The sequence below is a fragment of the Pseudomonas sp. ICMP22404 genome (assembly GCF_006227205.1).
Classification (GTDB): Bacteria; Pseudomonadota; Gammaproteobacteria; order Pseudomonadales; family Pseudomonadaceae; genus Aquipseudomonas.
The window spans coordinates 1-26,190 of sequence record NZ_VCNG01000011.1; the positions used below are offsets into that span (position 1 = coordinate 1).

The window sequence follows — 26,190 nt, forward strand, 5'->3', positions numbered from 1 at the left end:
TTTCAGGGCTAAACGCATAAACTTCATCGCGGGCAAGCCTTGCTCCCACGGATTTGAGCAACGCCATTCCACTGTGGGAAGCGCCCGCGCAAGGCACCGTGCAAAGGCTTGAGCTGTGGGAGCAAAGCTTGCTCGCGACGAAGGCGCCTCGGTTTCAGGGCTAAACGCATAAGTTTCATCGCGGGCAAGCCTTGCTCCCACGGATTTGAGCAACGCCATTCCACTGTGGGAAGCGCCCGGGCAAGGCACCGTGCAAAGGCTTGAGCTGTGGGAGCAAAGCTTGCTCGCGACGAAGGCGCCTCGGTTTCAGGGCTAAACGCATAAACTTCATCGCGGGCAAGCCTTGCTCCCACGGGTTTTGAGCAACGTCAATCCACTGTGGGAGCGAGCCTGCTCGCGATCAAGGCCGCTCCGGGCCCCGAAAACCTAGGGCCGATACGCCCGCATGAACAACCCCACCACCTCCTGCACATGCTCCTCGGCCGCGTCTGCCTCCAGCGGCGCGCCGCAGCCATACAGCAAGCGGAAATTCGCCGCGCCCTTGATCAGGCAGAAGAAATGTTCGGCCGCATGACGGGGTTTTTCGATGCACAGGGCACCGCTCTGGTTGACCTTGGCCAGCAACCGCTCCATGCCTGAGAGCATCCGCTCGGGGCCGGCCTGGTAGAAAATCGCCGAAAGCTTGGGGTCCTGGCTGCCCAGGGCCATGATCAGCCGATGCAGGTTCACCGATTCTTCGCTGCTGACCAACAAGTGAAAGCCGCGGGCGATGTTCAACAGCACGTGTTCGATAGGCACGCCGTCCGGCCACTCGAAGAACAGCGGCGGTACTTGCTCTTCGCACTTGGCAATCACTGCAGCGGAGAACAGCGTTTCCTTGTCATTGAAGTGGCTGTAGACCGTCAGTTTCGACACGCCCGCCTCGGTGGCAACGGTGTCCATGCTGGTATTGGCGTAACCCAACTCTATAAACAGCCGTTTGGCGGCGTCGAGAATGGCCTGGCGCTTGGCCAGGTCCTTCGGACGGCCGGGGCCGCTGGAGGGTAAAAGATTGTTCGACATTCTTCGCTTTAATACTGGACTGGTGAGTTTGCTATTAATACCATACCCGTCAGTATAATTATTCCAAGCACCATTAGCGAAAGGTCTGCCGCCATGTTGCGCCACGCATTGCCCCTCGCCCTGCCAGTCAGCCTGGTTTTTTTATTATCTGCGTGTGGTCATGACGAACCGGTACCGGTCGCCGTGCGCCCCGCCATGGTCGTGAAGCCAGAGCCTTCGGCCCAGGCCACTGACAGCTACCCCGGCGAAGTGCGGGCCCGTTTTGAGCCGGACCTGGCTTTTCGCATTGGCGGTAAAGTGAGCCGACGACTGGTCGAAGAGGGGCAGCGGGTCAAGGCCAACCAACCACTGGCCGAACTTGATCCCCAAGATGTGCGCTTGCAACTGGAAGCCACCCGGGCCCAGGTGGCCGCGGCCGAGGCCAACCTGAACCTGGTGCGGGCCGAGCGTGATCGCTACAAGAAATTGCTGGACCGGCAGATGGTCAGCCGTTCCCAGTACGACAATGCCGAGAATCTCTACCGCTCCGGTGCCGCACGTCTCAAGCAGATCCAGGCGGAGTTCGACGTCTCCAGCAATCAGGCCAGCTATTCGGTGTTGCGGGCGCCCCAGGATGGCGTGGTCGCCCGGCGTTCGGTGGAAGTCGGGCAGGTGGTGCAAGCCGGGCAAACCGTCTTTACCCTCGCGACCGACGGCGAGCGTGAAGTGCTGATCAGTCTGCCGGAACAGAGTTTTGGCCGGTTCAAGATCGGCCAGCCGGTCTCGGTCGAACTGTGGAGCCAGCCGGGCCAGCGTTTCAGCGGGCATATTCGCGAACTCTCGCCGGCCGCCGATCCCAAGTCCCGTACCTTCGCTGCCCGTGTCGCATTCGCCGAAGGCAGTGTTCCGGCCGAGCTGGGCCAGAGCGCCCGGGTCTTTATCCAGACCGTCGACAAGGTGCCGTTGTCGGTACCGCTGTCAGCCCTGACGGCTGAAAACGGCGCGACCTATGTCTGGGTGGTCAACGCCAACAACACCTTGAAGAAGGTCCCCGTTCGAGTCGGCGCCTTTGGTGAGAAGAGCGTCCCGGTGCTTGAGGGCCTCAGTGCCAACGACTGGGTAGTGGCGGCCGGCGTGCATGTGCTCCTCGATGGCCAGCAGGTACGGCCGGTGGATCGCTCCAACCGCGTGGTTAACCTGGCGGCCAAGGAGTAATCCCCGATGGGCTTCAATCTTTCCGAATGGGCGTTGCGTAACCGCCAGATCGTACTGTTCCTGATGCTGTTGCTGGCCATCGTCGGCGCACTTTCCTACACCAAGCTGGGTCAGAGCGAAGACCCGCCGTTCACCTTCAAGGCCATGGTCATCAGCACCAACTGGCCGGGGGCCACGGCCGAAGAAGTGTCGCGCCAGGTCACCGAACGCATCGAAAAGAAGCTGATGGAAACCGGCGATTACGAAAGGATCGTTTCGTTTTCCCGTCCGGGCGAGTCTCAGGTGACCTTCATGGCCCGGGACTCCATGCATTCGGCGCAGATTCCCGAGCTGTGGTACCAGATCCGCAAGAAGGTCAACGATATCCGCCATACCTTGCCGCAGGGTATCCAGGGGCCGTTCTTCAACGATGAGTTCGGTACCACCTTCGGCAATATCTACGCCCTGACCGGTGACGGTTTCGACTACGGTGTGCTCAAGGACTACGCCGACCGTGTCCAGATCCAGCTGCAACGGGTCAAGGATGTGGGCAAGGTCGAGTTGCTCGGTCTGCAGGACGAGAAAATCTGGATCGAGCTGTCGAACGTCAAGCTGGCCACCCTCGGCCTGCCTTTGTCAGCGGTCCAACAGGCTTTGGAAAAACAGAACGCAGTCTCGACAGCGGGCTTTTTTGAAACCGGTAGCGAGCGTTTGCAGCTACGGGTGTCGGGGAATTTCCAGACGGTAGAAGAGATCCGCAACTTCCCGATCCGCGTCGCCGATCGCACATTCCGCATCGACGATGTGGCGGACGTGCGCCGCGGCTTCAACGAACCGCCGGCGCCACGCATGCGCTTCATGGGTGAAGACGCCATTGGTTTGGCCGTGGCGATGAAGGAGGGGGGCGATATCCTGATCCTGGGCAAGGCGCTGGAAGCTGAGTTTGCCCGGATCCAGAACAACCTGCCGGCCGGCATGCAATTGCGCAAGGTGTCGGACCAGCCGGCGGCGGTGAAGACCGGCGTCGGTGAGTTCGTCCAGGTGCTGGTAGAGGCCCTGACGATCGTCCTGCTGGTGAGCTTTTTTTCCCTGGGGCTGCGCACTGGGATGGTGGTCGCCCTGGCGATTCCGCTGGTACTGGCGATGACCTTCGCGGCGATGTATTACCTGGGGATCGGCTTGCACAAGATTTCCCTCGGTGCGTTGGTGCTGGCGCTCGGGTTGCTGGTGGATGACGCGATCATTGCGGTGGAGATGATGGCGATCAAGATGGAGCAGGGCTTCGACCGGATCAAGGCGGCCAGCTACGCCTGGACGAGCACGGCGTTCCCGATGCTTACCGGTACGCTGATCACGGCGGCGGGGTTCCTGCCCATCGCCACAGCGCAATCGGGCACTGGCGAATATACCCGTTCGATTTTCCAGGTAGTGACCCTCGCATTGCTGGCCTCTTGGGTGGCCGCTGTGGTGTTCGTGCCCTACCTGGGGGAAAAGCTCCTGCCGGACCTGGCAAAAATTCATGCCGCCAAGCACGGCACCGGCCACGGTCAGCCCGACCCCTACGGCACGCCGTTCTACCAGCGGGTCCGACGGGTGGTGGAGTGGTGCGTGCGTCGGCGCAAAACCGTCATCGCCTTGACCGTGCTGTTGTTTATCGGCTCGGTGATGCTGTTTCGTTTTGTCCCGCAGCAGTTCTTTCCTGCGTCAGGACGGCTGGAGCTGATGGTCGATCTGAAGCTGCAAGAAGGTGCGTCCCTGAGTAACACTGCAGAACAGGTCAAGCGCCTGGAGGCGTTACTCAAGGATCACCCGGGCATCGACAATTACGTGGCCTATGTCGGCACCGGTTCACCGCGTTTCTACCTGCCGCTGGATCAACAACTGCCGGCACCGAGCTTTGCCCAGTTCGTGGTGTTGGCCAAGACCATCGAAGACCGCGAGCCCCTGCGCAGCTGGCTGATCAGTACCCTGAACGAACAGTTTCCGACGATGCGCTCCCGGGTCACGCGCCTGGAAAACGGCCCGCCAGTGGGGTATCCGGTACAGTTCCGGGTGACCGGCGAGCACATTGAAAAAGTCCGAGCCCTGGCGCGCAAAGTCGCGACGAAAGTTCGCGAAAACCCCTACGTGACGAACGTGCACCTGGATTGGGAAGAGCCGAGCAAGGTCGTGTACCTGAATGTCGACCAGGAGCGCGCCCGGGCCCTGGGCGTGAGCACCGCCGACCTGTCGAAGTTCCTGCAGAGTTCCCTCATCGGCTCCAGCGTCAGCCAATACCGGGAGGACAACGAACTGATCGAGATCCTGTTGCGTGGCACGGTGCATGAGCGCACCGAGCTGACGCTGTTGCCGAGCCTGGCGGTGCCTACCGACAATGGCCAGAGTGTTGCCTTGTCGCAGATCGCGACGCTGGAGTACGGCTTCGAAGAGGGCGTGATCTGGCATCGCAACCGCCTGCCTAGCGTGACGGTACGGGCCGATATCTATGGCAAGGAACAACCGGCGTCCCTGGTGCAGCAGATCTTTCCGACCCTGGACCCGATTCGCGCGGAGTTGCCGGACGGTTATCTGCTGGAGGTCGGTGGCACGGTCGAGGATTCGACCCGAGGACAGAAGTCGGTGAACGCCGGGGTACCGTTGTTCATTGTGGTGGTGCTGACTCTGCTGATGCTGCAATTGCGCAGTTTCTCACGCACGGCCATGGTGTTTCTGACGGCGCCCCTGGGGCTGATTGGCGTCACGCTGTTCCTGCTGGTGTTCCGCCAACCGTTCGGTTTCGTCGCCATGCTGGGCACCATCGCCCTGTCGGGGATGATCATGCGCAACTCGGTGATCCTGGTGGACCAGATCGAACAGGACATCGAGGCGGGGCTGACGCCGTGGCAGGCGATCATCGAAGCGACGGTGCGACGCTTCCGTCCGATCGTGCTCACAGCCCTGGCGGCAGTGCTGGCAATGATCCCTCTGTCGCGCAGCCTGTTCTTCGGCCCGATGGCGGTGGCGATCATGGGCGGGCTGATCGTGGCGACGGCGTTGACGTTGCTGTTCCTGCCGGCGTTGTATGCGGCTTGGTTCAGGGTCAAGAAAACCTGACTGAGAGGCTGTGAACAGCAATCTTTTTGTGGGAGCGGGCTTGCTCGCGAAAGCGGTGGATCAGCTTGCATCGATGTTGTTTGTGCCACCGTCATCGCGGGCAAGCCCGGCTCCCACAGGGTCCGAGGTGATCGCAGATTTGCCGTCCACCACAAAGCAATGTGGGAGCGAGCCTGCTCGCGATAGCGGTATGACAGCCAACGAAGAGGTCATGGCTGAAATGGCTACCGCGAGCAGGTTCGCTCCCACCGTTGTTCAGCTCATTCAGAGGCTGCCAAATACCTTCTTCGCCAGGCTGGTGGCCGCGGCCGCCGGGTTCTGGCGAATCGCGGCTTCCTGCTTGCCGATCATTTCGAACAAGCCGTCCAGTGCCTGCTCGGTCACGTAGTTTTCGACGTTGGCGCTTTTGGCATCCAATACACCGAACGTCGCGGCCTGGCCGGCAAAGGCGTTGTATTTCTGCGCCAGGCCGACCTTGTCGGTGGCTCGCTTGACGATGGGCAGGAACTTGGCGCGGATCTGCTCGCGGCTGCTCTTGTTCAGGTACTGCGTCGCCGAGTCGTTGCCACCGCTCAAGATGCCCTTGGCATCGTCCACGCTCATGTTCTTCACGGCATTGACCAGAATCGGCTGGGCCTGGACCACGGCCGTCTCGGCTGCCTGGTTCATGCTGGCTTCCAATTGATCGACCTGATCACCCATGCCGAAGGCTTTCATCTTGCTGGCGACTTTACCGAGTTTGCCCGGCAGTTCGATTTTCACTTCCGGGTTGTTGCTGAATCCCCCTGGCGTGCCCAGTTGCTTGACCGCCACTTGAGCGCCCTGGGTCAAAGCGTCCTTGAGGCCACCCGTGGCATCTTTCTGCGACAGGTCACCGAGGGACAGGGCCATGGCATTGGCACAGGCCAGAAGGCCGGCGAACAGTAGAGTAGAGCGGAGCATGACAGCGTCCTTGAAATGAATTGAAAGGGATCAACGGGCAGGGTTGACGCGGATCTTCAACGGCTGCGGATCTTTGCCATCGAGTTGCACGGTGTGTTGTTCGGTGCTGATGAACATCAACTGGCCGTCTACTTCGATGCGGGCACTCACGGCGTAACGATGGCCGGGCTTGACCTGGGACGGATCATAACTGAGGTGGAATGGCAGGGGGACCTGTCCTTTGACCGGACCGCTCTGCTGATCGAGCACCACCGCCGGAGCATCGGCCAGTGAAACATCTTGCAGGCTCACGCTCAGGGTCGCGGTGGGCGGCAGGGCGATACGTTGCAGGTAGAACACTTCGCCGTCGAGGTGGTTCTTGCTCGCCAGCGGCGCGCTGGAGCAGGCGCCGAGCAGCGCGGCAATGGTCAGCAGGGTCATTTTTTTCATGGCGCAATTCCTTGTTCGAGGGCGCCAGGAAACAGCCTGGCGCCGATGGGAATCAATCCTGGGTCACCGGAGCAACCTGATCCGCCGCATCTTCACTGCGATGCAACGCCACTTGGCGGATCGACAAACGAATCTCCGCCGGCAGCACCCGTTTGGCGGCGCCTTCGGCCAGTTCGCCCAGCAGTTCGTGATAGCTTAGCTTGCCAGCTTCATCCCTGCGCAGAACGTCAAGGTCCAGCATCGTCTGGATGAAATGGCGGAACAGGGTCTTGTCGAAAAACTCCGGCGCGTTCAGGCCGTGCAGAATCGACAGGCGCTGGGCCATGACCGTGCAGAGGTCTTCCAGCTCTTCGGCGCTGATGCTGTTCTGGCCACTGTTGAGCAGCAGCGAGACGGTCATATAGAAGCGTTGCAGGGCCTGGGCGATGCTTTTGGATAACAGTGTCAGCAGCACGAAGTGCCGCGAACTTGGCGCCGGACGCAGGTACAGGTCATTTTCGAAACGCAGCAGACCCTGTTCGACGAACGCTTCGAGCCATTGGTCGATCACGTCGTCCAGTTGCTCGAGTGACCAGCGAATGAACAGTTCCGATTGCAGGTACGGGTACAGAGCACGGGTATAGCGCAGGATCTGCTCGCGGCTCATGCGCGAGGCACTCTGGAAAAAGCTCGCCAGCAACGCCGGTAGGGCGAATATGTGCAGCACGTTGTTGCGGTAGTAGGTCATCAGCACCGCATTCTGCTCATCCAGGTACAGGATCTTGCCCAGGGCATCGTTCTGTTCAGACAGCAGGTCCATGCCTTTCACATGTTCGATCAGCGCCCGGCCATCCCCCTCTGGCAGCGTGGTGTGGGGCGAATACGGTACTTTGCGCAGCAACGCCAGGTACAGGTCCAGCACCCGGGCCATGGCCTGATCGTCGAGCGCCAGGCGGCTGGTGGACAGCAGCGCCAGGGCCACGAGATTGACCGGATTGATGGCGGCGGCTTCGTTCAGGTGCCGGGCCACGCGCTCACCCAGGCGATGGGTGGTGGCGTTGAGCCAGGCCGGTTTGAATTGCGGCCCCAGTTCCTGCTCGCGCCAATCCGGCTGTTCGCCGTCGAGGAATTCGGTCAGTTTGATCGGCTCGCCGAAGTTCACCGCCACCTGGCCGAAGCGTTGCTTGAGGGCACCGATGACCTTGAAGATGTCGAAGATCGATTCCTTCTTCTTGCTGGCTCCGCGCAACTCGCCCAGGTAGGTGCGGCCCTCCAGCACTCGCTCATAACCGATGTAGACCGGGACGAACACGATGGGCGTGCGCGACGAGCGCAGAAAGCTGCGCAGGGTGATGGCGAGCATGCCGGTCTTGGGTTGCAGCATGCGCCCGGTGCGCGAACGACCTCCTTCGACGAAGTACTCCACCGGAAAGCCCTTGGTGAAAAGCGTGTGCAGGTACTCGTTGAATACAGCGGTGTAGAGCGGGTTGCCCTTGAAGGTACGGCGCATGAAGAACGCCCCGCCACGGCGCAGCAGGCTGCCGATCACTGGCATGTTGAGGTTGATGCCGGCGGCGATATGCGGTGGGGTCAGTCCATTGCGGAACAGCAGGTACGACAGCAGCAGGTAATCGATGTGGCTGCGGTGGCACGGCACATAAATGACCTCGTGACCTGGGGCGATGTCTTGCACGCCTTCGATATTGTTGACCTTGATGCCATCGTAGATCTTGTTCCAGAACCAGCTCAGCACCACTTCCAGGAAACGAATGGCGGTATAGGTGTAGTCCGAGGCGATTTCGTTGCCGTAGCGCAGGGCCTGGGCCTTGGCTTTTTCCGCCGAGATTTTTTCCCGCTCGGCCTCGTCGGCAATCGCCTGCTTGACTAATGGCTGGTTCACCAATCCCTTGACCAGGTTGCGTCGGTGGGAAATGTCGGGGCCGATAACCGCCGCCTTCAGGTTGCGGAAATGCACCCGCAGGATCCGCTGGGCCATGCGCACGGTGCGTTCGTGGCCTTTGTCGTGCTCGATCAATTCCTGCAGGTGGATGGGCGCGGAGAACTGCACGCGGGTCTTGCGTCCCAGGATCATGATGCTCAACAGGCGACGCAGGCGTCCGGTGACGGCCCAACTGTCGGCGAACAGCAGTTTCCATGGGCTGGACTCGCTGTCGGGCGACTGGCCCCAGAACACGCTGACCGGGATGATCTGCGCGTCTTCGGCGGCATTGTGGGTCAGCACATTGACCAGTCGCGTCAGGGTCGGTGGCGCACCGCGCTTGTCCTGACGCCCGAGCCAATCCGGCGCAGGCGTCAGGTAGAAGAACGCCGCCGGCTCCAGCAGATTGCCCACCGACACCGGCAACACCGGGCGGGGCAGGCCCGCTTTAGTGCACTCGGTGTCGAGTACCGCCAGGTCGGTCAGCGACGGATCTTGCAGAACGTAGAACACCGGACGGCTGCGGTCGAGGTTGAGGGTGAAGGACGACTGGTTGATCGTCTCTGAGCGAACCCAGAGGTACAACAGCCGGCGCAGGGTGCCAAACACAAGACGGCGGAACGGGGAGCGGGTCATACGGCTTCTGCATGAGTGGATGAGATCAAGCGGCAGGTAGTGTGCCGGATTCGCCGAAAATCGGCAAAAAAGCGCCGAAGTAAAGTCAGTTGAGAGTTTTCTCGAGTGTCATATACTCGGCCGGTGTCTGCCACGGCTTCCCTTATGGAAGGCTGCACGGCGGCTAAAGTTCGTACGGCTTTCTTTCGAAAAGCCGACTCAAAAAATAAAAATGGGAGTGAACATCATGGCAGCACGGGAAACCGGCAGCGTTAAGTGGTTCAACGACGCCAAGGGATACGGCTTCATCCAGCGCGAAGGCGGGGCGGATGTATTCGTGCATTACCGCGCGATCCGCGGCGAAGGCCACCGTTCACTGACCGAAGGCCAGCAGGTCGAATATGCGGTGGTGGAAGGGCAGAAAGGCTTGCAGGCCGAGGATGTGGTGGGGCTGTAACCCACTCCTCCAAAAAACACTGCAAACCCCTTGTGGGAGCGAGCCTGCTCGCGATAGCGGTATATCAGGCAATACATAATCGACTGACATACCGCTATCGCGAGCAGGCTCGCTCCCACATTTGGATCCGTCGAGGATCTGAGCCGGGTCAGGCCGTCTTCCAGGTAATCTCTTCTTCCCCATCAGCACTGATGCGAATCCAGCGATCGGCCGATTCCTCACCTTCCTCTTCCACCCACGAGCCGGGCGCGCAGCGTACTTCTACATTCAGTGCGGCGAATGCGGCACGGGCGCAGGCGATGTCGTCATCCCAGGGGGTCCGATCGCTTTCCAGGTACAGGCTGTTCCATTTCCCAACGGCCTTGGGCAGCCAGGTCACCGGGATGTCGCCGGCCTTGCATTTGTAGGTCTGGCCTTTCTGGGTCCATTCGCTGCACGGGCCCAGTGCCTGGGTCAGCCAGGCGGCGACGGCCTTGTGGTCGACGTCGGCGTCTTTGAGGTAAATCTCGATATCGGGTTGGCGCATGGATGTCCTCATTGCGGTCTCGAAAAATCCATTCGCGGATTTAACTGGTCCCGAGCGACGGCTCGGGACCCGGAATCAAAAGGTTATTGAAGAACGAAATAATCGTAGCGCATCGACACCGTGACTTCGAACGGCTCGGTCTGTTCGATCACGCTGGCGCGGCGCTCGGCACTGGCGCGCCAGCCGTGGGGCGTCATCGCCAGCAGGTTGGCACGGTCCTGGCCGTTCTCGAGTATCAGCTTGAACTCCAGGGTTTCACTGTGCTCCAGCGCCATGCCCGAAGGGACCAGGGCCAGGTGCTTGTCATCGGTGTACTCGCGCACTTCGTCGTACAAGCGTTCGCGCAGTTCCATCAGGTGGCCGCGGGTAGGGCCGACTTTCATCAGGCCGCCACCGGGGCTGAGCAGGCGCTTGGCCTCTTGCCAGTCCAGCGGGCTGAACACGCTTGCCAGGAATTGGCAGCAGCCGTCGGCCAGCGGCACCCGCGCCATGCTGGCGATCAACCAGGTCAGCTGTGGATTGCGTTTGCAAGCGCGCTTGACCGCCTCGCGGGAAATGTCCAGGGCATAGCCATCGGCATCGGGCAGTGCGTCGGCGATTTGTGCGGTGTAGTAACCCTCGCCACAACCGATGTCCAGCCAGCGGCCGGGGCTGCGTTCAGCCGCCAACTCGGCCAGGCGTCGGGCGACAGGGGCGTAGTGCCCGGCGTTGAGGAAGTCGCGGCGGGCTTCGACCATGGCCTGGTTGTCGCCGGGGTCGCGGCTGTTCTTGTGCTGCACCGGCAACAGGTTCAGGTAGCCCTGGCGGGCGCGGTCGAACCGATGCCCGGCCGGGCAGGCCACTCCGTTGTCCACCGCGTTCAGCGGCTCACTGCAGATCGGGCAGGCGAGCATCAGGCGAGCAACTTGATCAGCGTCTTGTAGTAGATCTCGGTGAGTACATCGAGATCGGCCGCCAGCACGCGTTCGTTGACCTGGTGGATGGTTGCGTTGACCGGGCCCAGTTCCACCACTTGGGTGCCCATGGTGGCGATGAAACGACCGTCGGACGTCCCGCCGCTGGTGGAGGCCTGGGTTTCGCGACCGGTTACGTCCTTGATGCTCGACGACACGGCGTCCAGCAGCGCGCCCGGCTCGGTGAGGAACGGCAGGCCGGACAGGGCCCAGTCGATGTGCCAGTCCAGTTGATGTTTGTCGAGAATGTCAGCGACGCGCTGCTGCAGGCCTTCGACGGTGGATTCGGTGGAGAAGCGGAAGTTGAACACTGCCACCAGCTCACCCGGGATCACGTTGGTCGCACCGGTGCCAGAGTTGAGGTTGGAGATCTGGAAACTGGTGGGCGGGAAGAAATCGTTGCCATGGTCCCAATGCTCGGCGGCCAGTTCCGCCAGCGCCGGAGCCGCCAGGTGGATCGGGTTCTTCGCCAGATGCGGGTAGGCCACGTGGCCTTGCTTGCCGCGCACGGTCAGCTTCGCACCGAGGGAGCCGCGACGGCCGTTCTTGACCACGTCACCCACCAGGGCGGTGCTCGACGGCTCGCCGACGATGCACCAGTCCAGACGCTCCTGACGGGCCTTGAGGCGCTCGACCACAGCCTTGGTACCGTGGTGGGCCGGGCCTTCTTCATCACTGGTGATCAGGAAGGTGATCGAGCCCTTGTGGTCCGGGTAGTCGGCGACGAACCGCTCGGCCGCCACCACCATCGCCGCGAGGCTGCCTTTCATGTCGGCCGCGCCACGGCCACAGAGCATGCCCTCATCGTCGATGACCGCATCGAACGGATCGAGCTGCCAGGCCTGCACCGGACCGGTCGGCACCACATCGGTGTGCCCGGCGAAGCACAGCACCGGACCGTCATGCTTGCCGTGACTGGCCCAGAAGTTATCCACATCCTCGATGCGCATCGGTTCGAGCTTGAAACCTGCATCGCCCAGGCGCTGCATCATCAGTTTCTGGCAATCGGCATCCACCGGCGTCACGGACGGACGGCGGATCAGGTCGCAGGCGAGTTGCAGGGTCGGCGAGAGGTCGGCGTGGGCCGTCATGGAAACTCCGGGAATATTGTGTGAGCGCAAGGCGAGTGCTGAAGCGGGCAGCCTCCCGCAAAATGGCGGTTATCTTATAGCAAAACAGCAATCGTTGGCCCCCGGTGTCTGTCGGTTGGAGCACAAAACCTTGTGGGAGCGAGCCTGCTCGCGATGGCGGAGGATCAGTGGCGGTGATATTGACTGAAGCACCGCCATCGCGAGCAGGCTCGCTCCCACAATGGTTTTCTGGTGCCCTATAATGCGCGCCGGTTTTTGGGGTAATGGTCATGAGTACAGAAGATCCACGGTTTGCCGGTATCGGCCGTTTGTATGGCCTCGAAGGCCTGGAGCGCCTGCGGGCGGCCCATGTGGCGATTGTCGGGGTGGGCGGGGTCGGTTCCTGGGCAGCGGAAGCCATTGCCCGGTGTGGCGTGGGCGAGATTTCGCTGTTCGACCTGGACGACGTCTGCGTCAGCAACGCCAACCGTCAGTTGCACGCCCTGGACAGCACCGTCGGCAAACCCAAGGTCGAGGTGATGGCCGAACGCCTGCGCGGGATCAACCCCGATTGCACGGTGCACGCCGTGGCGGATTTCGTCACCCGCGACACCATGGCCGAATACATCACGCCGAACATCGACTGCGTGATCGACTGCATTGACAGTGTCAACGCCAAGGCTGCGCTGATCGCCTGGTGCAAGCGTCGCAAGATCCAGATTATCACCACCGGCGGCGCGGGCGGGCAGATCGACCCGACGCTGATCCAGGTCTGCGACCTGAACCGTACCTTCAACGATCCGTTGGCTTCGAAAGTACGGTCCACCCTGCGCCGCGACTACGGTTTTTCCCGCACTGTGACCCGTCACTACAGCGTGCCCTGCGTGTTTTCCACCGAGCAACTGCGCTACCCCAAACCCGACGGCAGCATCTGCTTGCAGAAGAGTTTTGTCGGCGACGGTGTGAAGCTCGACTGCGCCGGCGGGTTTGGCGCGGTGATGATGGTGACGGCGACGTTCGGCATGGTCGCGGCGACCAAGGCTGTGGATAAGATTGTCGCGGGTGTGCGGCGGCCGGCGGATAGGACGTGAGATCGTTCCCACGCTCTGCGTGGGAATGCCTCTACGGACGCTCCGCGTTCGGCTGCTGAGTCAGTTCACGCATCCGCTGCAACACCGCATTCAAGCCATTGCTGCGGGAAGGCGACAGCTGTCGCGACAGTCCCAACTGATTGAACCAGTCCGGCAAATCCACCTGCTGCAACGCTTCGGCCGACAAGCCGTTGACCCGTGCCAGCAACAGCGCCACCAATCCGCGAATCAACCGCGCATCACTGCTGGCAGCAAACTGCCAGTGCCCGTCCTGCAACCGCCCCACCAGCCATACCTGGCTTTCGCAGCCATTGACGAGGTTGGTGTCGCACTTGTCCGCCTCGTTCAGCGGCGGCAGGCGGTCGCCCCACTGCATCAGCAGCCGGGCCCGTTGTTCCCAGCCCGAGGCGTCCTGGAAGATTTGCAGCGCTGTGGCGGCATCGACAGGCAGGTTCATCGCAGCATCTCCAGGGCCTGATCGAGGGCTTCGAAGAAACGCTCGATATCGGCGGAGTCGTTGTACAGCGCCAGCGATACCCGGATCGCTCCCGACAGCTGCAGATGCTTGAACAGCGGCATGGCGCAGTGATGCCCGGCGCGCACGGCAATGCCTTGCTCGGTCAGCAAATGAGCGAGGTCGGCGTTGTGCACGCCGTCCACCACGAAACTGACCAGCGCCAGCCGTGGATCGCCCACCAGGCGCACGCCGTTGCGCGCCAGCAGGCCGTGGAGCAGGTAGTCGTGCAACCCAGTCTCATGGTCAATGACATCTTGTGCGTCGAGGGTGGACAGGTAATCCAGGGTCGCCCCCAGGCCGATCACGCTGGCGATGGGCGGTGTGCCGGCTTCGAAACCCAGGGGCGCGGGGCGGAAAGAGGCGCGGTGGTAGTCGGCCTGCTGCACCATTTCGCCACCGAACTGCCAATGACGCAGCTCGCGAAGTGCTTCGTTGCGGCCAAACAATACGCCCAGCCCTTCTGGCCCGTAGAGCTTGTGGCTGGAAAACACATAGAAATCGCATTCCAAGGCCTGCACATCGTGACGGCCGTGGACCACACCCTGGGCGCCATCGATGACCGTCAAGGCGCCCTGGGCCTTGGCCAGTGCCAAGAGCGGCGGCAAGGGTTGCCAGGTGCCAAGCACGTTGGACAATTGGCTCACCGCCAGCAAGCGCGTACGCGGGCCAATCAGATCGGCGGCGGCGTCGAGGTCGATCACCCCGTGGGTGTCGAGCGGCAACACCACCAGCGTCAACGAACGGCGCTCGGCCAGTTGCTGCCAGGGCAGCAGGTTGGCGTGGTGCTCCAGGGCGCTGATGACGATTTCATCGCCTGGATTGAATAGGTGTTCCAGGCCGTAGGCCAGGAGGTTCAGCGCCGAAGTGGCGCCGTGGGTAAACACGATCTGCCCGCATTCCCCCCCATTGAGCCATTGCGACACCTTGAGACGGCTGTCTTCGAACGCCTGGGTGGCATGGGCGCCTGGCAAGTGTTGCGCACGGTGCACGTTGGCCGCGCCGTTGGCGTAATAATGCGCCAGGGCATCCAGCAGGGCTTGGGGTTTTTGCGTGGTGGCGGCGTTGTCCAGGTAGGTCTGGCCTTGCCGTTGCAGGGCGGCGATGGCCGGGAAATCGGCACGCCAGGGGGATGGAATCAACATGCTTTCGGGCCCTGCTGAAGTGAAGCTGGACCCTGTGGAAGCGGGCCCTGTGGGAGCCGAGCTTGCTCGCGATGGGAGCAACACGGTTTAACTGCAAGACCGTGTCATCGTTCATCGCGAGCAAGCTCGGCTCCCACAAAAGCTTGCATCCACAGGTGACGGTGAAGCGGCTTAGTTATGCGCGTGCAGTGCTTCGTTCAGCTCGATGGCCGACTTGTGGGTCTTGCATTCCACTGCGCCGGTTTCAGAGTTGCGACGGAACAGCAGGTCAGGCTGGCCGGCCAGGTCGCGGGCCTTGACCACCTTGACCAGCTGATTGTTCTCGTCCAGCAGCGCCACCTTGGTGCCGGCGGTCACGTACAGGCCCGATTCCACGGTATTGCGGTCGCCCAATGGAATACCGATACCGGCGTTGGCACCGATCAGGCAGCCTTCGCCGACCTTGATCACGATGTTGCCGCCACCCGACAGGGTGCCCATGGTGGAGCAACCGCCGCCCAGGTCCGAGCCCTTGCCGACGAACACGCCAGCCGACACACGGCCTTCGATCATGCCCGGGCCTTCGGTGCCGGCGTTGAAGTTGACGAAACCTTCGTGCATCACGGTGGTGCCTTCGCCCACGTAGGCGCCCAGGCGGATCCGTGCTGCATCGGCGATACGCACGCCGGCCGGAACCACGTAGTCAGTCATTTTCGGGAACTTGTCCACCGAGAACACTTCCAGCAGCTCGCCACGCAGGCGGGCTTCGAGTTGGTGTTCGGCCAGTTCGCTGAGGTCGATCGCACCCTGGCTGGTCCAGGCCACGTTCGGCAGCAGCGGGAAAATGCCAGCCAGGTTCAGGCCATGGGGCTTGACCAGGCGATGGGACAGCAGGTGCAGCTTGAGGTAGGCCTCGGGGGTGGAACTCAGTTGCGCATCTTCAGCCAGCAGGGTGGCGACCAGCGGCTTGTGGCTTTCGGCCAGGCGGGTCAGCAACGCGGCTTGCGCGGCATCGACACCCTTGAGGGCCTCGGCCAGTTGCGAGGCCTGGGCGGTGGTGAAGGTGATGGCCTGGTTGCCTTCGCTGTAGCCCAGGATCGGCGCGATGGCCTTGACGATGTCGGCCGACGGGTTGAGCAGTGGCTGTGCGTAGAACACTTCCAGCCAGGCGCCTTGGCGGTTTTGGGTGCCGACGCCGAAGGCCAGGCTGAACAGGGTAGTGGACATGAACATTACCTCAACAAAATGGACTGGGCAGGCTTACTTGATTTCTGCCGCGTAGATATCTGGCTTGAAGCCAATCAGGGTTCGGTCACCGAGATCGAGCACCGGGCGCTTGATCATCGAGGGTTGGGCGAGCATCAGTTCGATGGCTTTCGACTGGTCGAGATCGGCTTTGCGTTCGTCGTCGAGCTTGCGAAAGGTCGTACCGGCACGGTTCAACACCACTTGCCAGCCATGCTCGTCGCACCATTGGGTCAGGTGCTCACGGTCGATGCCGGCGCTCTTGTAATCGTGAAAGTCGTAGCGCACAGCGTGGTCATCGAGCCAGGTGCGCGCCTTTTTCATGGTGTCACAGGCTTTGATGCCGAAAAGGTGCAACGTTTTGCTTGAATCGGTCAAGGAACTGCCCCCTTTGCAGGTGCCGGAAATAAAAGGTGAGGGATTATGCCATGACCGGACGGCTGTGGGAGCGAGGCTTGCCCGCGATGAACGATGACGCGGTCTTCTGGCAGGCCGAGGTGGTTTCATCGCGAGCAAGCTTTGCTCCCACAGTATCCGGTATTGATCACAGGTTGCGTTAGCCCCACAAGTCCACTGTGGGAGCAAAGCTTGCGCGCGATAAATCGAAAGGCAAACACAAAAATACCTGTGAAGCGCTGGACCTGTGGCGAGGGGATTTATCCCCGTTGGGCTGCGCAGCAACCCTAAAGCAGTGAACTCAATCGTTCTGGCACACCGAGTTGTCTGTTTTGGGGGCCGCTGCGCAGCCCAGCGGGGATAAATCCCCTCGCCACAAAAGCGCTTATGCGTGAGCCCCTTCCTGCTCAGGCACCAACCGTACTTCCACCCTCTGACCTAGCGCACGATCAACTGCGGTGCGACTGGTGTGCATCCGCTCCGCCAAGGCTTTTTTTGGTGACTTTCTGTAGTTTCATTGCCTCGGCAATCTGCCAGGAAATAACACGTTTGAGCGCCGCAGCGGAAACCTCCTCGGCAATGCTTTGCTCGGCGAGGAAGTCATCAAAGTCAGATCCAATATGCTTGTTCATTTGCGGTACCTCAGTCTTCAGTGAAATGTACCGAAATAGGTGCGTTGCGTAACCGCCGCGTTGCTGAGATTTTGTTCAGTGAGTTCCCGAATACTGCGACCACTCACTATCCAGTGTGGGAGCGAGCCTGCTCGCGATTGCATTGGATCAGCTTGCGATGTTATCGACTGTACCGCCGTCATCGCGAGCAAGCTCGGCTCCCACAGGTTTCGGCGTCGCTACGGGGAGAGTGGGAATCCGTAATTCAGTGTGGGAGCGGGCTTGCTCGCGAAAGCGGCATATCAGTCTACGGATAGGCCACTGAACTGACGCCTTCGCGAGCAAGCTCGCTCCCACAACAGCCCTCAACCTCGACGCTGGATGAATGCGCGGATCCGCTCTGCGGCTTCGACGCATTCGGCCAGTGGTGCAACCAGGGCCATGCGCACGCGGCCGGCGCCCGGGTTGACGCCATCGACTTCGCGGGACAGGTAGGAGCCCGGCACCACGGTCACGTGTTCCTGTTCGAACAGATCCCGGCAGAAGGCTGCGTCGTCGCCTGCCACGTTTGGCCACAGGTAGAAGCTGCCATCGGGGCGTTGCACATCCAGCACCGGGCTGAGGATGTCCAGCACGGCGTCGAACTTCTCCCGGTACAGCGTCCGGTTGGCCCGTACGTGTTCTTCGTCGTTCCACGCGGCGATGCTCGCCAATTGGGTCTGCACTGGCATCGCGCAGCCGTGATAGGTCCGATACAGCAGGAAACCCTTGAGGATGTCCGCGTCGCCCGCCACGAAACCGGAGCGCAGGCCAGGCAGGTTGGAGCGCTTGGACAGGCTGTGGAACACCACGCAGCGCTTGAAGTCCTGGCGGCCAAGTTCGACGCAGGCACTGAGCAGGCCCGGTGGCGGGGTCTGTTCGTCGAAGTACAGTTCGCTGTAGCACTCGTCGGCGGCGATCACGAAGTCGTGCTCGTCGGCCAGGGCAATGAGTTTCTTCAGCACGTCCACCGGAATCAGGGCGCCGGTCGGGTTGCCAGGGGAGCACAGGAACAGGATCTGGCAGCGTTTCCAGATGTCCGCCGAAACGGCGTCGAAATCCGGGTTGAAGCCGCTCTCGTCCAGGCACGGCAGGTAGTGCGGCTTGGCCCCGGCCAGGAACGCGGCGCCTTCATAGATCTGATAGAAAGGGTTCGGGCTGACCACCAGTGCATCGTCGCCACGGTTGACCACGGTCTGGGTGAAGGCGAACAGCGCCTCCCGGGTACCATTGACCGGCAGCACATGACGCGCCGGGTCGAGCCAGCCGTTGGGCACGTTGAAGCGTCGTTCGCACCAGCCGGCGATGGCTTCCCGCAGGGCGGGGATACCCAACGTGGTCGGATAGACGGCCATCTGGTCCAGATTGCTGGCCAGGGCTTCGGCGACAAAACTGGGTGAACGGTGCTTGGGTTCGCCGATGGACAACGCAATCGGCCGCTTGTCCGGGTTGGGCGTGACGCTGCCCAGCAGGGCGCGAAGCTTTTCGAACGGGTAGGGCTGCAACTGGTTCAGGGCGTTGTTCATGGGGGCCTCGTTCAATGTGGGGCTGTGGGAGCGAGCCTGCTCGCGATAGCGGTGGGGCAGGCGATCTCAATGCTGAATGTCGCGCCGCCATCGCGAGCAGGCTCGCTCCCACAGGGAAATTCATGGGTTCAGATGTTGATGCGTGTCAGGTTGGTATCCGGTTCCTGGTTGACGCTCAAATGCTGGACGATCGCGTCCTGCAGGCGACTGCACAGCAGGGGATCGGACAACGGCTGGTTATGGGCGTCGGTGATGAAGAAGACGTCTTCCACCCGCTCGCCAAGGGTGGCGATCTTGGCGTTCTGCAGCGACAGGTCGAACTCCAGGAAAATATGACCGATCCGCGCCAGCAGGCCGGGGCGGTCCGGGGCGCTGAGTTCCAGCACCGTGATCTGGCGCTGGGCATCGTTGTGGATCGTCACCTGCGGGGCGAACGCGAAGTGTTTGAGTTGGCGTGGCACCCGCCGCTGGATGATGGTCGGGTAGTCTGCCGGGTTGCGCAGGGCGCTGGTGAGACCGTCGCGAATCTGTTTGACCCGTTTCGGATTGTCACCAATCGAATCGCCTTCGGTGTCGAGCACGATATAAGTGTCGAGGGTGAACTGGCTGCTGGAGGTGATGATCCGGGCATCGTGGATGTTGAGGTTGAGCTGGTCCATCGCGGCCACGGTCACGGCGAAGAAGTCGTGTTGGTCCGGCGCGTAGATGAAGATCTGCGTGCCGCCTTCGAACTCGCGTTGCGTGGTTTCCTTGATCAACACCAACGGTCCGCCGTCGGCCGGTTGCTGCAGGATCGCGTCGCTGTGCCAGGCCACGTCGCCGGCGGTGTGGCGCAGGAAATAATCATCGCCCAGTTGCGACCAGAGCTGTTCGACGTCGTCCGGGTCGGTGCCACCGCGCACCAGGATATCCAGGGCCGCGCTTTGGGTGCGACGGATCTGCTCCTCGCGGTCCACCGGGTTTTCCAGGCCACGGCGCAAGGCCCGCTTGGTCTCGGTGTACAGCTGGCGCAACAGGCTGGCCCGCCAGGAGTTCCACAGGGTCGGGTTGGTGGCGTTGATATCGGCCACCGTCAGCACGTAGAGGTAATCCAGACGGGTTTCATCGCCGACGATCTGGGCGAAGTCGTGGATCACCTGCGGATCGGACAGATCCTTGCGTTGGGCGGTGGTCGACATCACCAGGTGATTCTGCACCAGCCAGACGATCAACCGGCTGTCCCAGATAGGCAGTTGGTGCCGCTGGCAAAACGCCTCGGCATCCATCGCGCCGACTTCCGAATGATCGCCCTGGCGACCTTTACCAATGTCGTGGTACAGCCCAGCCATATAGATCAGTTCAGGCTTGGGCAGCTTGCCCATGAGCTTGCTGGCCAACGGAAATTTTTCCGACACCTGGGTGTACTGAAGCTTACGCAGATGCTTGATCAGGTTCAGGGTGTGGGCATCGACGGTATAGATGTGGAACAGGTCGTGCTGCATCTGCCCGACGATGAAGCCAAACTCCGGCAGGTAACGCCCCAGGATCCCGTAGCGGTTCATGCGTCGCAGGTTGCGGTGTACGCCGATCTTGCACTTGAACAGCTCGATGAACAGGCTGGTATTGCGGATGTCGTGGCGGAAGTCGTCATCGATCAGGTGACGGTTCTCCCGCAGCAGGCGAATGGTGTCGGCGCGTACACCCTTGATTTCCGGCTGCTGGGCCATCAGCACGAAGATTTCGAGCATGGCGAACGGGGTGCGCCGGAACACATTGGCATTGCGTGCCTCGATGTACCCGTCGTGCAACTGGAACCGGGAGTTGATCGGCTGCGGCGGCGTCGTATCTTCCGGTGCGAGGATGACTTCCTCGAAGTGCTGGATGATCAGTTCGCTGAGCTGGGCGATGCTCATCACCACCCGGTAGTACTGCTGCATGAAGTTTTCGATGGACTGCTTGGCGTCCTGGCCTTCGAAACCCAGCAGGCCCGCGATGGAGCGCTGGTGATCGAACAGCAAGCGGTCTTCGGAGCGCCCGGCGAGCATGTGCAGTGCGTAGCGGACCTTCCACAAAAATTCCTGGGACGAAGCCAGCAAGGCGTTTTCGCTCTCCACCAGGAAACCCTCGCCGGCCAGGTTCCGAAGGTTCAGCGTGCCGTACTGGCGGCGGGCGACCCACAGGATCGTCTGGATGTCCCGCAGCCCGCCGGGTGAGCCTTTGACGTTGGGCTCCAGGTTGTATTCGGTGTCGTTGTATTTGTGGTGGCGGGCCTTCTGCTCGGCGCGTTTGGCCAGGAAGAAGTCCTTGCTCGGCCACATGTGCGCCGTGCTGGTCACCTCGAGCATGCGCTGGCGCAGCCGTTCGGGGCCGGCAATGGTGCGGCTTTCCATCAGGTTGGTCACCACCGTCAGGTCGGCGCGGGCTTCATCGGCGCACTCCTGTACCGAGCGCACGCTCTGGCCGACTTCCAGGCCGATGTCCCACAGCAGCGTCAGGAAACGCTCGATGGAGTCACGAAAGATCTCGTGATCGGCACTGTCCAGCAGGATCAGCAGGTCGATGTCAGAGTAGGGGTGCAGCTCGCCACGCCCGTAGCCACCCACCGCTACCAGGGCGATGTCGGCATCCAGGCTCCAGTTGAACTGCTCCCAGGCCTTCTGCAGGATGTTGTCGACGAACCAGGCGCGGTCCTCGATCAGCCGACGGATATCCCGCCCATCGCGAAAGCGCTGGTCGAGTACTTCGTGGGCCTGGCGGATCGCCTTCTTGAAGGCCGAGATGGGGCTTGCCTTCAGGGCCAGTTCAGCCTGGAACTGGCCACGGTCGAAGAGTTCGGGATCCACCTGCGGCATTGAATGGCTTTCCTTTCTATCTATCTATAGCTGTGCGCTGTATTGGACTCAGGCGGAAACGCGAGGGATGGTGTCGTCGCTGCGCAGAGTGAAGATTTCGTACCCGGTCTCGGTGACCAGCAGGGTGTGCTCCCATTGGGCCGACAGCTTGCGGTCCTTGGTGATGGCGGTCCAGCCGTCGCCCAGGACCTTGGTGTCGGCGCGCCCCTGGTTGATCATCGGTTCGATGGTGAAGGTCATGCCCGCTTGAAGCTCCATGCCAGTGCCGGCACGGCCGTAGTGCAGGATCTGCGGTTCTTCGTGGAAGACCTTGCCAATGCCGTGGCCGCAGAATTCACGGACCACCGAAAAGCCGTTCTTCTGCGCATGTTTCTGGATCACTTCGCCGATGTCTCCCAGGCGGCAGCCCGGTTTCACCAGTTCGATGGCCATGTACATGCATTCCTGGGTGACCTTCGACAGGCGCTGGGCCCACTCTGGCACGTTGCCGACATGGAACATGCGGCTGGTGTCGCCGTGATAGCCGTCCTTGATCACGGTGACATCGATGTTCAGCGTGTCGCCGTCCTTCAGCGGCTTCTCGTTGGGAATGCCGTGGCAGACCACGTGGTTGATCGAGGTGCAGATCGACTTCGGGAAGCCTTTATAGTTGAGCGGCGCCGGGATGGCCTTCTGCTCGTTGACGATGAAGTCGTGGCAGATGCGGTCCAGCTCTTCGGTGGTCACGCCTGGCTTGACGTAGTCGGCGATCATTTCCAGCACGTCGGCGGCGAGTTTGCCGGCAACACGCATTTTTGCGATGTCCTCGGCAGTCTTGAGGGTAACGGTCATACAGGCTCTCTTTGCGCCCGACGGCGCTGTCCAAAACGAAATGGGCGGCGGATGATGACCAGCACGGCCCTGAAAACGCGATTCTAACAGACGAACAGTACAAAGAGCTCCCCAGGCCGAACTCAGTGGCGAGGGGAGGGGGAGAGCAAAGCTTGCTCGCGACCCAGGTGATTCGACTTCTGAAGGACCGCACAGGCTTCATCGCGGGCAAGCCTTGCTCCCACAATCTCCTCGCCACAGAGGATTTCAGAATCCATGTTCCGTTTTCGCCCTTGCTGTGGTATAAAATGCGCCGCTTTCCGGGGATGACCCCGTGAGCTTAAATCCACACACGTGTCGACACGATGACCTGGGTGCCTTTGGCTTATACAAGCCGCTGGTTGGTCATTGGGATACGTGGAGGCCAAACCCGACTTATCAAGGAACTATCATGTCCCAAGTCAACATGCGCGATATGCTGAAGGCCGGTGTGCACTTCGGTCACCAGACCCGTTACTGGAACCCGAAAATGGGCAAGTACATTTTCGGCGCGCGTAACAAGATCCACATCATCAACCTTGAAAAAACCCTGCCGATGTTCAACGAAGCACTGACCTTCGTAGAGCGCCTGGCCCAGGGCAAAAACAAGATTCTGTTCGTCGGCACCAAGCGTTCCGCTGGCAAGATCGTTGCTGAAGAAGCAGCACGTTGCGGTTCGCCGTACGTCGATCACCGCTGGTTGGGCGGCATGCTGACCAACTTCAAGACCATCCGCGCTTCCATCAAGCGTCTGCGTGATCTTGAAGTCCAGTCCGAAGACGGCACTTTCGCCAAGTTGACCAAGAAAGAAGCGCTGATGCGCACTCGCGATCTTGAGAAGCTGGACCGCTCCCTGGGCGGTATCAAGGACATGGGCGGTCTGCCTGACGCGCTGTTCGTGATCGACGTTGACCACGAGCGCATCGCGATCACCGAAGCCAACAAGCTGGGTATCCCGGTCATCGGCGTTGTCGATACCAACAGCAGCCCGGAAGGCGTTGACTACATCATCCCAGGCAACGATGACGCCATCCGCGCCATCCAGCTGTACATGGGTTCGATGGCTGACGCTGTTATCCGTGGTCGCAACAACGTTCAAGGCGGCACCGAAGTCTTCGCTGAAGAAGCTCCGGCGGCAGCCGCTGAGTAATTGACGCCCTGGCGTTGACTCAGTAAGCAAAAAGGGGGCTTGGCCCCCTTTTTGCCACCTCGAAAACCATTTGTCGCCAGCGCAGCTACCTGTTTGTAATCTGCCGCGGTCTATAAGCAATGGTTTTCCAGGAAGAATTGATCGCCCGTTCGATCGGGTGGAATGGTTGAAAACCTATCCAAGAGGATTTTGAAATGGCAGAGATTACTGCAGCGTTGGTCAAAGAACTGCGCGAGCGTACCGGCGAAGGCATGATGGACTGCAAGAAAGCCTTGACCAAGGCTGGCGGCGACATCGAGAAAGCCATTGATGACATGCGTGCTTCGGGCGCCATCAAGGCTGCCAAGAAGGCTGGCAACGTTGCCGCTGAAGGCGCAATCGCCATCAAGGACGACGGCAAGGCCGCCGTTCTGCTGGAAGTGAACTCCCAGACCGACTTCCTGGCTCTGCAGGACGACTTCAAGGCATTCGTCGCTGCCAGCGTCGACAAGGCCTTCGCTGACAAACTGACCGACGCAGCTCCGCTGATCGAAGCTCAGGAACAAGCGCGCCTGGTACTGGTTGGCAAGACCGGCGAGAACGTCAACATCCGTCGTCTGGTTCGCGTTGAAGGTGACGTGGTGGGTACCTACCTGCACGGCAACAAGATCGGCGTGGCTGTTGTCCTCAAGGGCGGCGACACCGAGCTGGCGAAAGACATCGCCATGCACGTAGCCGCGACCAACCCTGAGTTCCTGCTGCCTTCGGACGTTTCGGCTGAAGCGATCGAGCGCGAAAAAGGCGTTTTCCTGCAGTTGAACGAAGAGAAGCTCAAGGGCAAGCCTGCCGACATCGCCGAGAAGATGGTGGCTGGTCGTATCTCCAAGTTCCTGGCCGAAGCCAGCCTGGTTGAGCAGGCGTTCGTCAAGAACCCTGAAGTCAAGGTCGGTGACCTGGCGAAGAAAGCCGGTGCTGAAATCGTCTCCTTCACCTACTTCAAAGTAGGCGATGGCATCGAGAAGCCGGTCGACAACTTCGCTGAAGAAGTTGCCGCCCAGGTAGCAGCTGCCAGCAAGCAATAAGACAGGTTTTTACAACTGTCGCCCAGAAGAGGCTGCCCGCTCACGCGCGCAGCCTCTTTTCGGATAAGGATGCCGATTTTTATTGGTTTCCTGTCGGAACTGGCTTACAAAGCCGTGTTCCGATGGCGCTGTGTCAGCGTCACGCTAGAGTGAGAGCAGGCTGCAAACAGTCTGCCAAGAATTTTCAAATACGCCGCAGGAGAGATTCGCAATGGCTCAGCAGGGCAGTGGTTATCAGGCTCGCTATAAACGCATTCTACTCAAGCTTAGCGGCGAGGCCCTGATGGGCTCGGAAGAGTTCGGGATCGATCCGAAGGTGCTGGACCGCATGGCCCTCGAAGTGGGTCAGTTGGTCGGTATCGGCGTTCAGGTCGGCCTGGTCATCGGCGGCGGCAACCTGTTCCGTGGTGCAGCGCTGAGCGCGGCCGGCATGGATCGGGTTACAGGCGACCACATGGGCATGCTGGCCACTGTGATGAACGCCCTGGCTATGCGCGACGCCTTGGAGCGTGCCAATATCTCGGCCATCGTGATGTCGGCTATTTCCATGGTTGGCGTGACCGATCACTACGATCGCCGCAAAGCCATGCGCCACCTCAACTCCAAGGAAGTGGTGATTTTTGCCGCTGGTACCGGTAATCCGTTCTTCACCACGGATTCGGCGGCCTGCCTGCGAGCGATCGAAATCGATGCCGATGTCGTGCTCAAGGCAACCAAGGTCGATGGTGTCTACACTGCTGACCCGTTCAAGGACCCGCATGCCGAGAAGTTCGATCATCTGACCTACGATGAAGTGCTGGATCGCAAGCTCGGTGTCATGGATCTGACGGCTATCTGCCTGTGCCGCGACCATAAGATGCCGCTGCGCGTCTTCAACATGAACAAGCCCGGCGCCCTGTTGAACATCGTGCATGGCGGCGCCGAAGGAACCCTGATCGAGGAAGTTCAACAATGATCAACGAAATCAAGAAAGACGCCCAAGCGCGTATGCAGAAATCCCTGGAGTCCCTGAGTCACGCGTTTGGCCAGATTCGTACCGGCAAGGCGCACCCGAGCATCCTGGGCAGCGTGATGGTTCCTTACTATGGCACCGACACCCCTATCAGTGGCGTCGCCAACATCACCGTGAAGGATTCGCGCACCCTGCAAGTGGTGGCCTTTGAGCGCAACATGCTCGCGGCGGTCGACAAGGCGATCCAGAGCGCTGGTCTGAACCTCAACCCGACCAACCTGGGCGAGTTGTTGCTGATCTCCATGCCTGCCCTGACCGAAGAAACCCGCAAGGGCTTTACCAAGCAGGCGCGCAGCGCGGCCGAGGATGCTCGGGTTGCCGTGCGCAATATCCGACGCGATGCCCTGGGCGAGCTGAAGAAGCTGGTCAAGGACAAGGAAATCAGCGAAGACGAAGAGCGTCGCGCAGCGGCCGATATCCAGAAACTGACCGACAAGGCAGAGGCTGATATTGATGCGGCCACCAAGCAAAAAGAAGCGGACCTGATGGCCGTATAAGGGTCT

Annotated in this window: 22 protein-coding genes and 1 pseudogene; 8 read left to right on the top strand and 15 right to left on the bottom strand. The window is 61.0% G+C overall.

Annotated elements, in window-relative coordinates; all coding sequences use genetic code 11:
• Positions 1-426: 426 nt before the first annotated feature.
• Positions 427-1,062, bottom strand: coding sequence for a TetR/AcrR family transcriptional regulator (locus FGE05_RS18890; RefSeq protein WP_139647321.1), 636 nt, complete (start codon positions 1,060-1,062; stop codon positions 427-429).
• A 93-nt stretch (positions 1,063-1,155) separates the two neighbouring features.
• Here FGE05_RS18890 and FGE05_RS18895 point away from each other — a divergent pair, with 93 nt between their 5' ends.
• Together FGE05_RS18895 and FGE05_RS18900 are read left to right on the top strand one after the other, a co-directional pair.
• Positions 1,156-2,256, top strand: coding sequence for an efflux RND transporter periplasmic adaptor subunit (locus FGE05_RS18895; protein WP_139647323.1), 1,101 nt, complete (start codon positions 1,156-1,158; stop codon positions 2,254-2,256).
• A gap of 6 nt (positions 2,257-2,262) precedes the next feature.
• A complete protein-coding gene (locus FGE05_RS18900) occupies positions 2,263-5,328 on the top strand; it encodes an efflux RND transporter permease subunit (protein ID WP_139647324.1) in 3,066 nt (1,021 codons plus the stop codon).
• A 264-nt stretch (positions 5,329-5,592) separates the two neighbouring features.
• On the opposite strand, the gene FGE05_RS18905 is transcribed toward FGE05_RS18900, so the two are convergent.
• Genes FGE05_RS18905 through plsB form a run of 3 tightly spaced genes read right to left on the bottom strand, consistent with a single transcriptional unit; the run spans position 5,593 to position 9,253 of the window.
• The gene (locus tag FGE05_RS18905; RefSeq protein ID WP_139647326.1) at positions 5,593-6,270 is read right to left on the bottom strand and encodes a DUF4197 domain-containing protein; all 678 of its coding nucleotides are present in this window, start codon (positions 6,268-6,270) and stop codon (positions 5,593-5,595) included.
• 30 nt (positions 6,271-6,300) lie between these two features.
• Positions 6,301-6,699, bottom strand: coding sequence for a YbaY family lipoprotein (locus tag FGE05_RS18910; protein ID WP_139647328.1), 399 nt, complete (start codon positions 6,697-6,699; stop codon positions 6,301-6,303).
• A 52-nt stretch (positions 6,700-6,751) separates the two neighbouring features.
• Positions 6,752-9,253, bottom strand: a complete 2,502-nt coding sequence (gene plsB / locus FGE05_RS18915) for a glycerol-3-phosphate 1-O-acyltransferase PlsB (RefSeq protein ID WP_139647330.1) — start codon at positions 9,251-9,253, stop codon at positions 6,752-6,754.
• A gap of 226 nt (positions 9,254-9,479) precedes the next feature.
• On the opposite strand from plsB, the gene FGE05_RS18920 reads away from it, so the two are divergent.
• Positions 9,480-9,689: a cold shock domain-containing protein gene (locus tag FGE05_RS18920; RefSeq protein WP_003198198.1), complete on the top strand. Its 210-nt coding sequence runs from the start codon at positions 9,480-9,482 to the stop codon at positions 9,687-9,689.
• Between the two features lie 148 nt (positions 9,690-9,837).
• On the opposite strand, the gene FGE05_RS18925 is transcribed toward FGE05_RS18920, so the two are convergent.
• From FGE05_RS18925 to dapE, 3 genes are all read right to left on the bottom strand, one after another.
• Positions 9,838-10,215: a hypothetical protein gene (locus FGE05_RS18925; protein ID WP_024778998.1), complete on the bottom strand. Its 378-nt coding sequence runs from the start codon at positions 10,213-10,215 to the stop codon at positions 9,838-9,840.
• Between the two features lie 83 nt (positions 10,216-10,298).
• Positions 10,299-11,108 carry a putative RNA methyltransferase gene (locus tag FGE05_RS18930; RefSeq protein WP_139647332.1) on the bottom strand — a complete coding sequence of 270 codons (810 nt, stop codon included), beginning with the start codon at positions 11,106-11,108 and terminating at the stop codon, positions 10,299-10,301.
• Positions 11,108-12,259, bottom strand: a complete 1,152-nt coding sequence (dapE, locus tag FGE05_RS18935) for a succinyl-diaminopimelate desuccinylase (protein WP_139647334.1) — start codon at positions 12,257-12,259, stop codon at positions 11,108-11,110. The genes FGE05_RS18930 and dapE overlap by 1 nt, the downstream gene beginning before the upstream one ends.
• Positions 12,260-12,528: 269 nt before the next feature.
• Between dapE and tcdA the strand changes: the two genes are divergently transcribed.
• Positions 12,529-13,329, top strand: coding sequence for a tRNA cyclic N6-threonylcarbamoyladenosine(37) synthase TcdA (gene tcdA / locus FGE05_RS18940; protein ID WP_175385107.1), 801 nt, complete (start codon positions 12,529-12,531; stop codon positions 13,327-13,329).
• A 31-nt stretch (positions 13,330-13,360) separates the two neighbouring features.
• Here the strand turns inward: tcdA and FGE05_RS18945 are convergent, their stop codons facing one another.
• The 8 genes and pseudogenes from FGE05_RS18945 to map form a co-directional block, all read right to left on the bottom strand.
• Positions 13,361-13,786: a SufE family protein gene (locus tag FGE05_RS18945; protein WP_139647339.1), complete on the bottom strand. Its 426-nt coding sequence runs from the start codon at positions 13,784-13,786 to the stop codon at positions 13,361-13,363.
• Positions 13,783-14,988 (bottom strand): aminotransferase class V-fold PLP-dependent enzyme, encoded by a 1,206-nt coding sequence (locus FGE05_RS18950; RefSeq protein WP_139647341.1) that lies wholly within the window; start codon positions 14,986-14,988, stop codon positions 13,783-13,785. The genes FGE05_RS18945 and FGE05_RS18950 overlap by 4 nt, the downstream gene beginning before the upstream one ends.
• A 171-nt stretch (positions 14,989-15,159) precedes the next feature.
• On the bottom strand, positions 15,160-16,194 hold the full coding sequence (gene dapD / locus FGE05_RS18955; protein ID WP_047702245.1) for a 2,3,4,5-tetrahydropyridine-2,6-dicarboxylate N-succinyltransferase: 1,035 nt from the start codon (positions 16,192-16,194) through the stop codon (positions 15,160-15,162).
• Positions 16,195-16,227: 33 nt separating this feature from the next.
• Positions 16,228-16,590 (bottom strand): ArsC family reductase, encoded by a 363-nt coding sequence (locus FGE05_RS18960; RefSeq protein WP_139647342.1) that lies wholly within the window; start codon positions 16,588-16,590, stop codon positions 16,228-16,230.
• Between the two features lie 403 nt (positions 16,591-16,993).
• A pseudogene (locus tag FGE05_RS18965) lies at positions 16,994-17,240 on the bottom strand (Fis family transcriptional regulator).
• A 344-nt stretch (positions 17,241-17,584) separates the two neighbouring features.
• The gene (gene dapC, locus FGE05_RS18970) at positions 17,585-18,784 is read right to left on the bottom strand and encodes a succinyldiaminopimelate transaminase (protein WP_139647344.1); all 1,200 of its coding nucleotides are present in this window, start codon (positions 18,782-18,784) and stop codon (positions 17,585-17,587) included.
• Between the two features lie 128 nt (positions 18,785-18,912).
• Positions 18,913-21,615 (bottom strand): [protein-PII] uridylyltransferase, encoded by a 2,703-nt coding sequence (locus tag FGE05_RS18975; RefSeq protein WP_139647346.1) that lies wholly within the window; start codon positions 21,613-21,615, stop codon positions 18,913-18,915.
• 48 nt (positions 21,616-21,663) lie between these two features.
• A complete protein-coding gene (map, locus tag FGE05_RS18980) occupies positions 21,664-22,446 on the bottom strand; it encodes a type I methionyl aminopeptidase (protein ID WP_139647348.1) in 783 nt (260 codons plus the stop codon).
• Positions 22,447-22,876: 430 nt separating this feature from the next.
• On the opposite strand from map, the gene rpsB reads away from it, so the two are divergent.
• The 4 genes from rpsB (at position 22,877) to frr (ending at position 26,184) form a co-directional block, all read left to right on the top strand.
• On the top strand, positions 22,877-23,614 hold the full coding sequence (rpsB, locus tag FGE05_RS18985) for a 30S ribosomal protein S2 (protein ID WP_033034560.1): 738 nt from the start codon (positions 22,877-22,879) through the stop codon (positions 23,612-23,614).
• Between the two features lie 194 nt (positions 23,615-23,808).
• Entirely contained in the window at positions 23,809-24,675 is an 867-nt protein-coding gene (gene tsf / locus FGE05_RS18990) for a translation elongation factor Ts (RefSeq protein WP_139647350.1), read from the top strand.
• Positions 24,676-24,886: 211 nt separating this feature from the next.
• Positions 24,887-25,630 carry a UMP kinase gene (gene pyrH, locus FGE05_RS18995; protein ID WP_003198235.1) on the top strand — a complete coding sequence of 248 codons (744 nt, stop codon included), beginning with the start codon at positions 24,887-24,889 and terminating at the stop codon, positions 25,628-25,630.
• Positions 25,627-26,184 carry a ribosome recycling factor gene (gene frr / locus FGE05_RS19000; RefSeq protein ID WP_139647352.1) on the top strand — a complete coding sequence of 186 codons (558 nt, stop codon included), beginning with the start codon at positions 25,627-25,629 and terminating at the stop codon, positions 26,182-26,184. The genes pyrH and frr overlap by 4 nt, the downstream gene beginning before the upstream one ends.
• Positions 26,185-26,190 lie beyond the last annotated feature (6 nt).

Coding starts and splice junctions, on each gene's coding strand:
- FGE05_RS18925 (WP_024778998.1), bottom strand. CDS start 10,215: ATGCGCCAACCCGATATCGAGATTTACCTCAAAGACGCCGACGTCGAC.
- frr (WP_139647352.1), top strand. CDS start 25,627: ATGATCAACGAAATCAAGAAAGACGCCCAAGCGCGTATGCAGAAATCC.
- FGE05_RS18910 (WP_139647328.1), bottom strand. CDS start 6,699: ATGAAAAAAATGACCCTGCTGACCATTGCCGCGCTGCTCGGCGCCTGC.
- FGE05_RS18975 (WP_139647346.1), bottom strand. CDS start 21,615: ATGCCGCAGGTGGATCCCGAACTCTTCGACCGTGGCCAGTTCCAGGCT.
- FGE05_RS18920 (WP_003198198.1), top strand. CDS start 9,480: ATGGCAGCACGGGAAACCGGCAGCGTTAAGTGGTTCAACGACGCCAAG.
- map (WP_139647348.1), bottom strand. CDS start 22,446: ATGACCGTTACCCTCAAGACTGCCGAGGACATCGCAAAAATGCGTGTT.
- pyrH (WP_003198235.1), top strand. CDS start 24,887: ATGGCTCAGCAGGGCAGTGGTTATCAGGCTCGCTATAAACGCATTCTA.
- rpsB (WP_033034560.1), top strand. CDS start 22,877: ATGTCCCAAGTCAACATGCGCGATATGCTGAAGGCCGGTGTGCACTTC.
- dapE (WP_139647334.1), bottom strand. CDS start 12,259: ATGACGGCCCACGCCGACCTCTCGCCGACCCTGCAACTCGCCTGCGAC.
- dapC (WP_139647344.1), bottom strand. CDS start 18,784: ATGAACAACGCCCTGAACCAGTTGCAGCCCTACCCGTTCGAAAAGCTT.
- FGE05_RS18945 (WP_139647339.1), bottom strand. CDS start 13,786: ATGAACCTGCCTGTCGATGCCGCCACAGCGCTGCAAATCTTCCAGGAC.
- FGE05_RS18900 (WP_139647324.1), top strand. CDS start 2,263: ATGGGCTTCAATCTTTCCGAATGGGCGTTGCGTAACCGCCAGATCGTA.
- FGE05_RS18895 (WP_139647323.1), top strand. CDS start 1,156: ATGTTGCGCCACGCATTGCCCCTCGCCCTGCCAGTCAGCCTGGTTTTT.
- dapD (WP_047702245.1), bottom strand. CDS start 16,194: ATGTCCACTACCCTGTTCAGCCTGGCCTTCGGCGTCGGCACCCAAAAC.
- tcdA (WP_175385107.1), top strand. CDS start 12,529: ATGAGTACAGAAGATCCACGGTTTGCCGGTATCGGCCGTTTGTATGGC.
- FGE05_RS18890 (WP_139647321.1), bottom strand. CDS start 1,062: ATGTCGAACAATCTTTTACCCTCCAGCGGCCCCGGCCGTCCGAAGGAC.
- FGE05_RS18950 (WP_139647341.1), bottom strand. CDS start 14,988: ATGTTGATTCCATCCCCCTGGCGTGCCGATTTCCCGGCCATCGCCGCC.
- FGE05_RS18930 (WP_139647332.1), bottom strand. CDS start 11,108: ATGCTCGCCTGCCCGATCTGCAGTGAGCCGCTGAACGCGGTGGACAAC.
- FGE05_RS18905 (WP_139647326.1), bottom strand. CDS start 6,270: ATGCTCCGCTCTACTCTACTGTTCGCCGGCCTTCTGGCCTGTGCCAAT.
- tsf (WP_139647350.1), top strand. CDS start 23,809: ATGGCAGAGATTACTGCAGCGTTGGTCAAAGAACTGCGCGAGCGTACC.
- plsB (WP_139647330.1), bottom strand. CDS start 9,253: ATGACCCGCTCCCCGTTCCGCCGTCTTGTGTTTGGCACCCTGCGCCGG.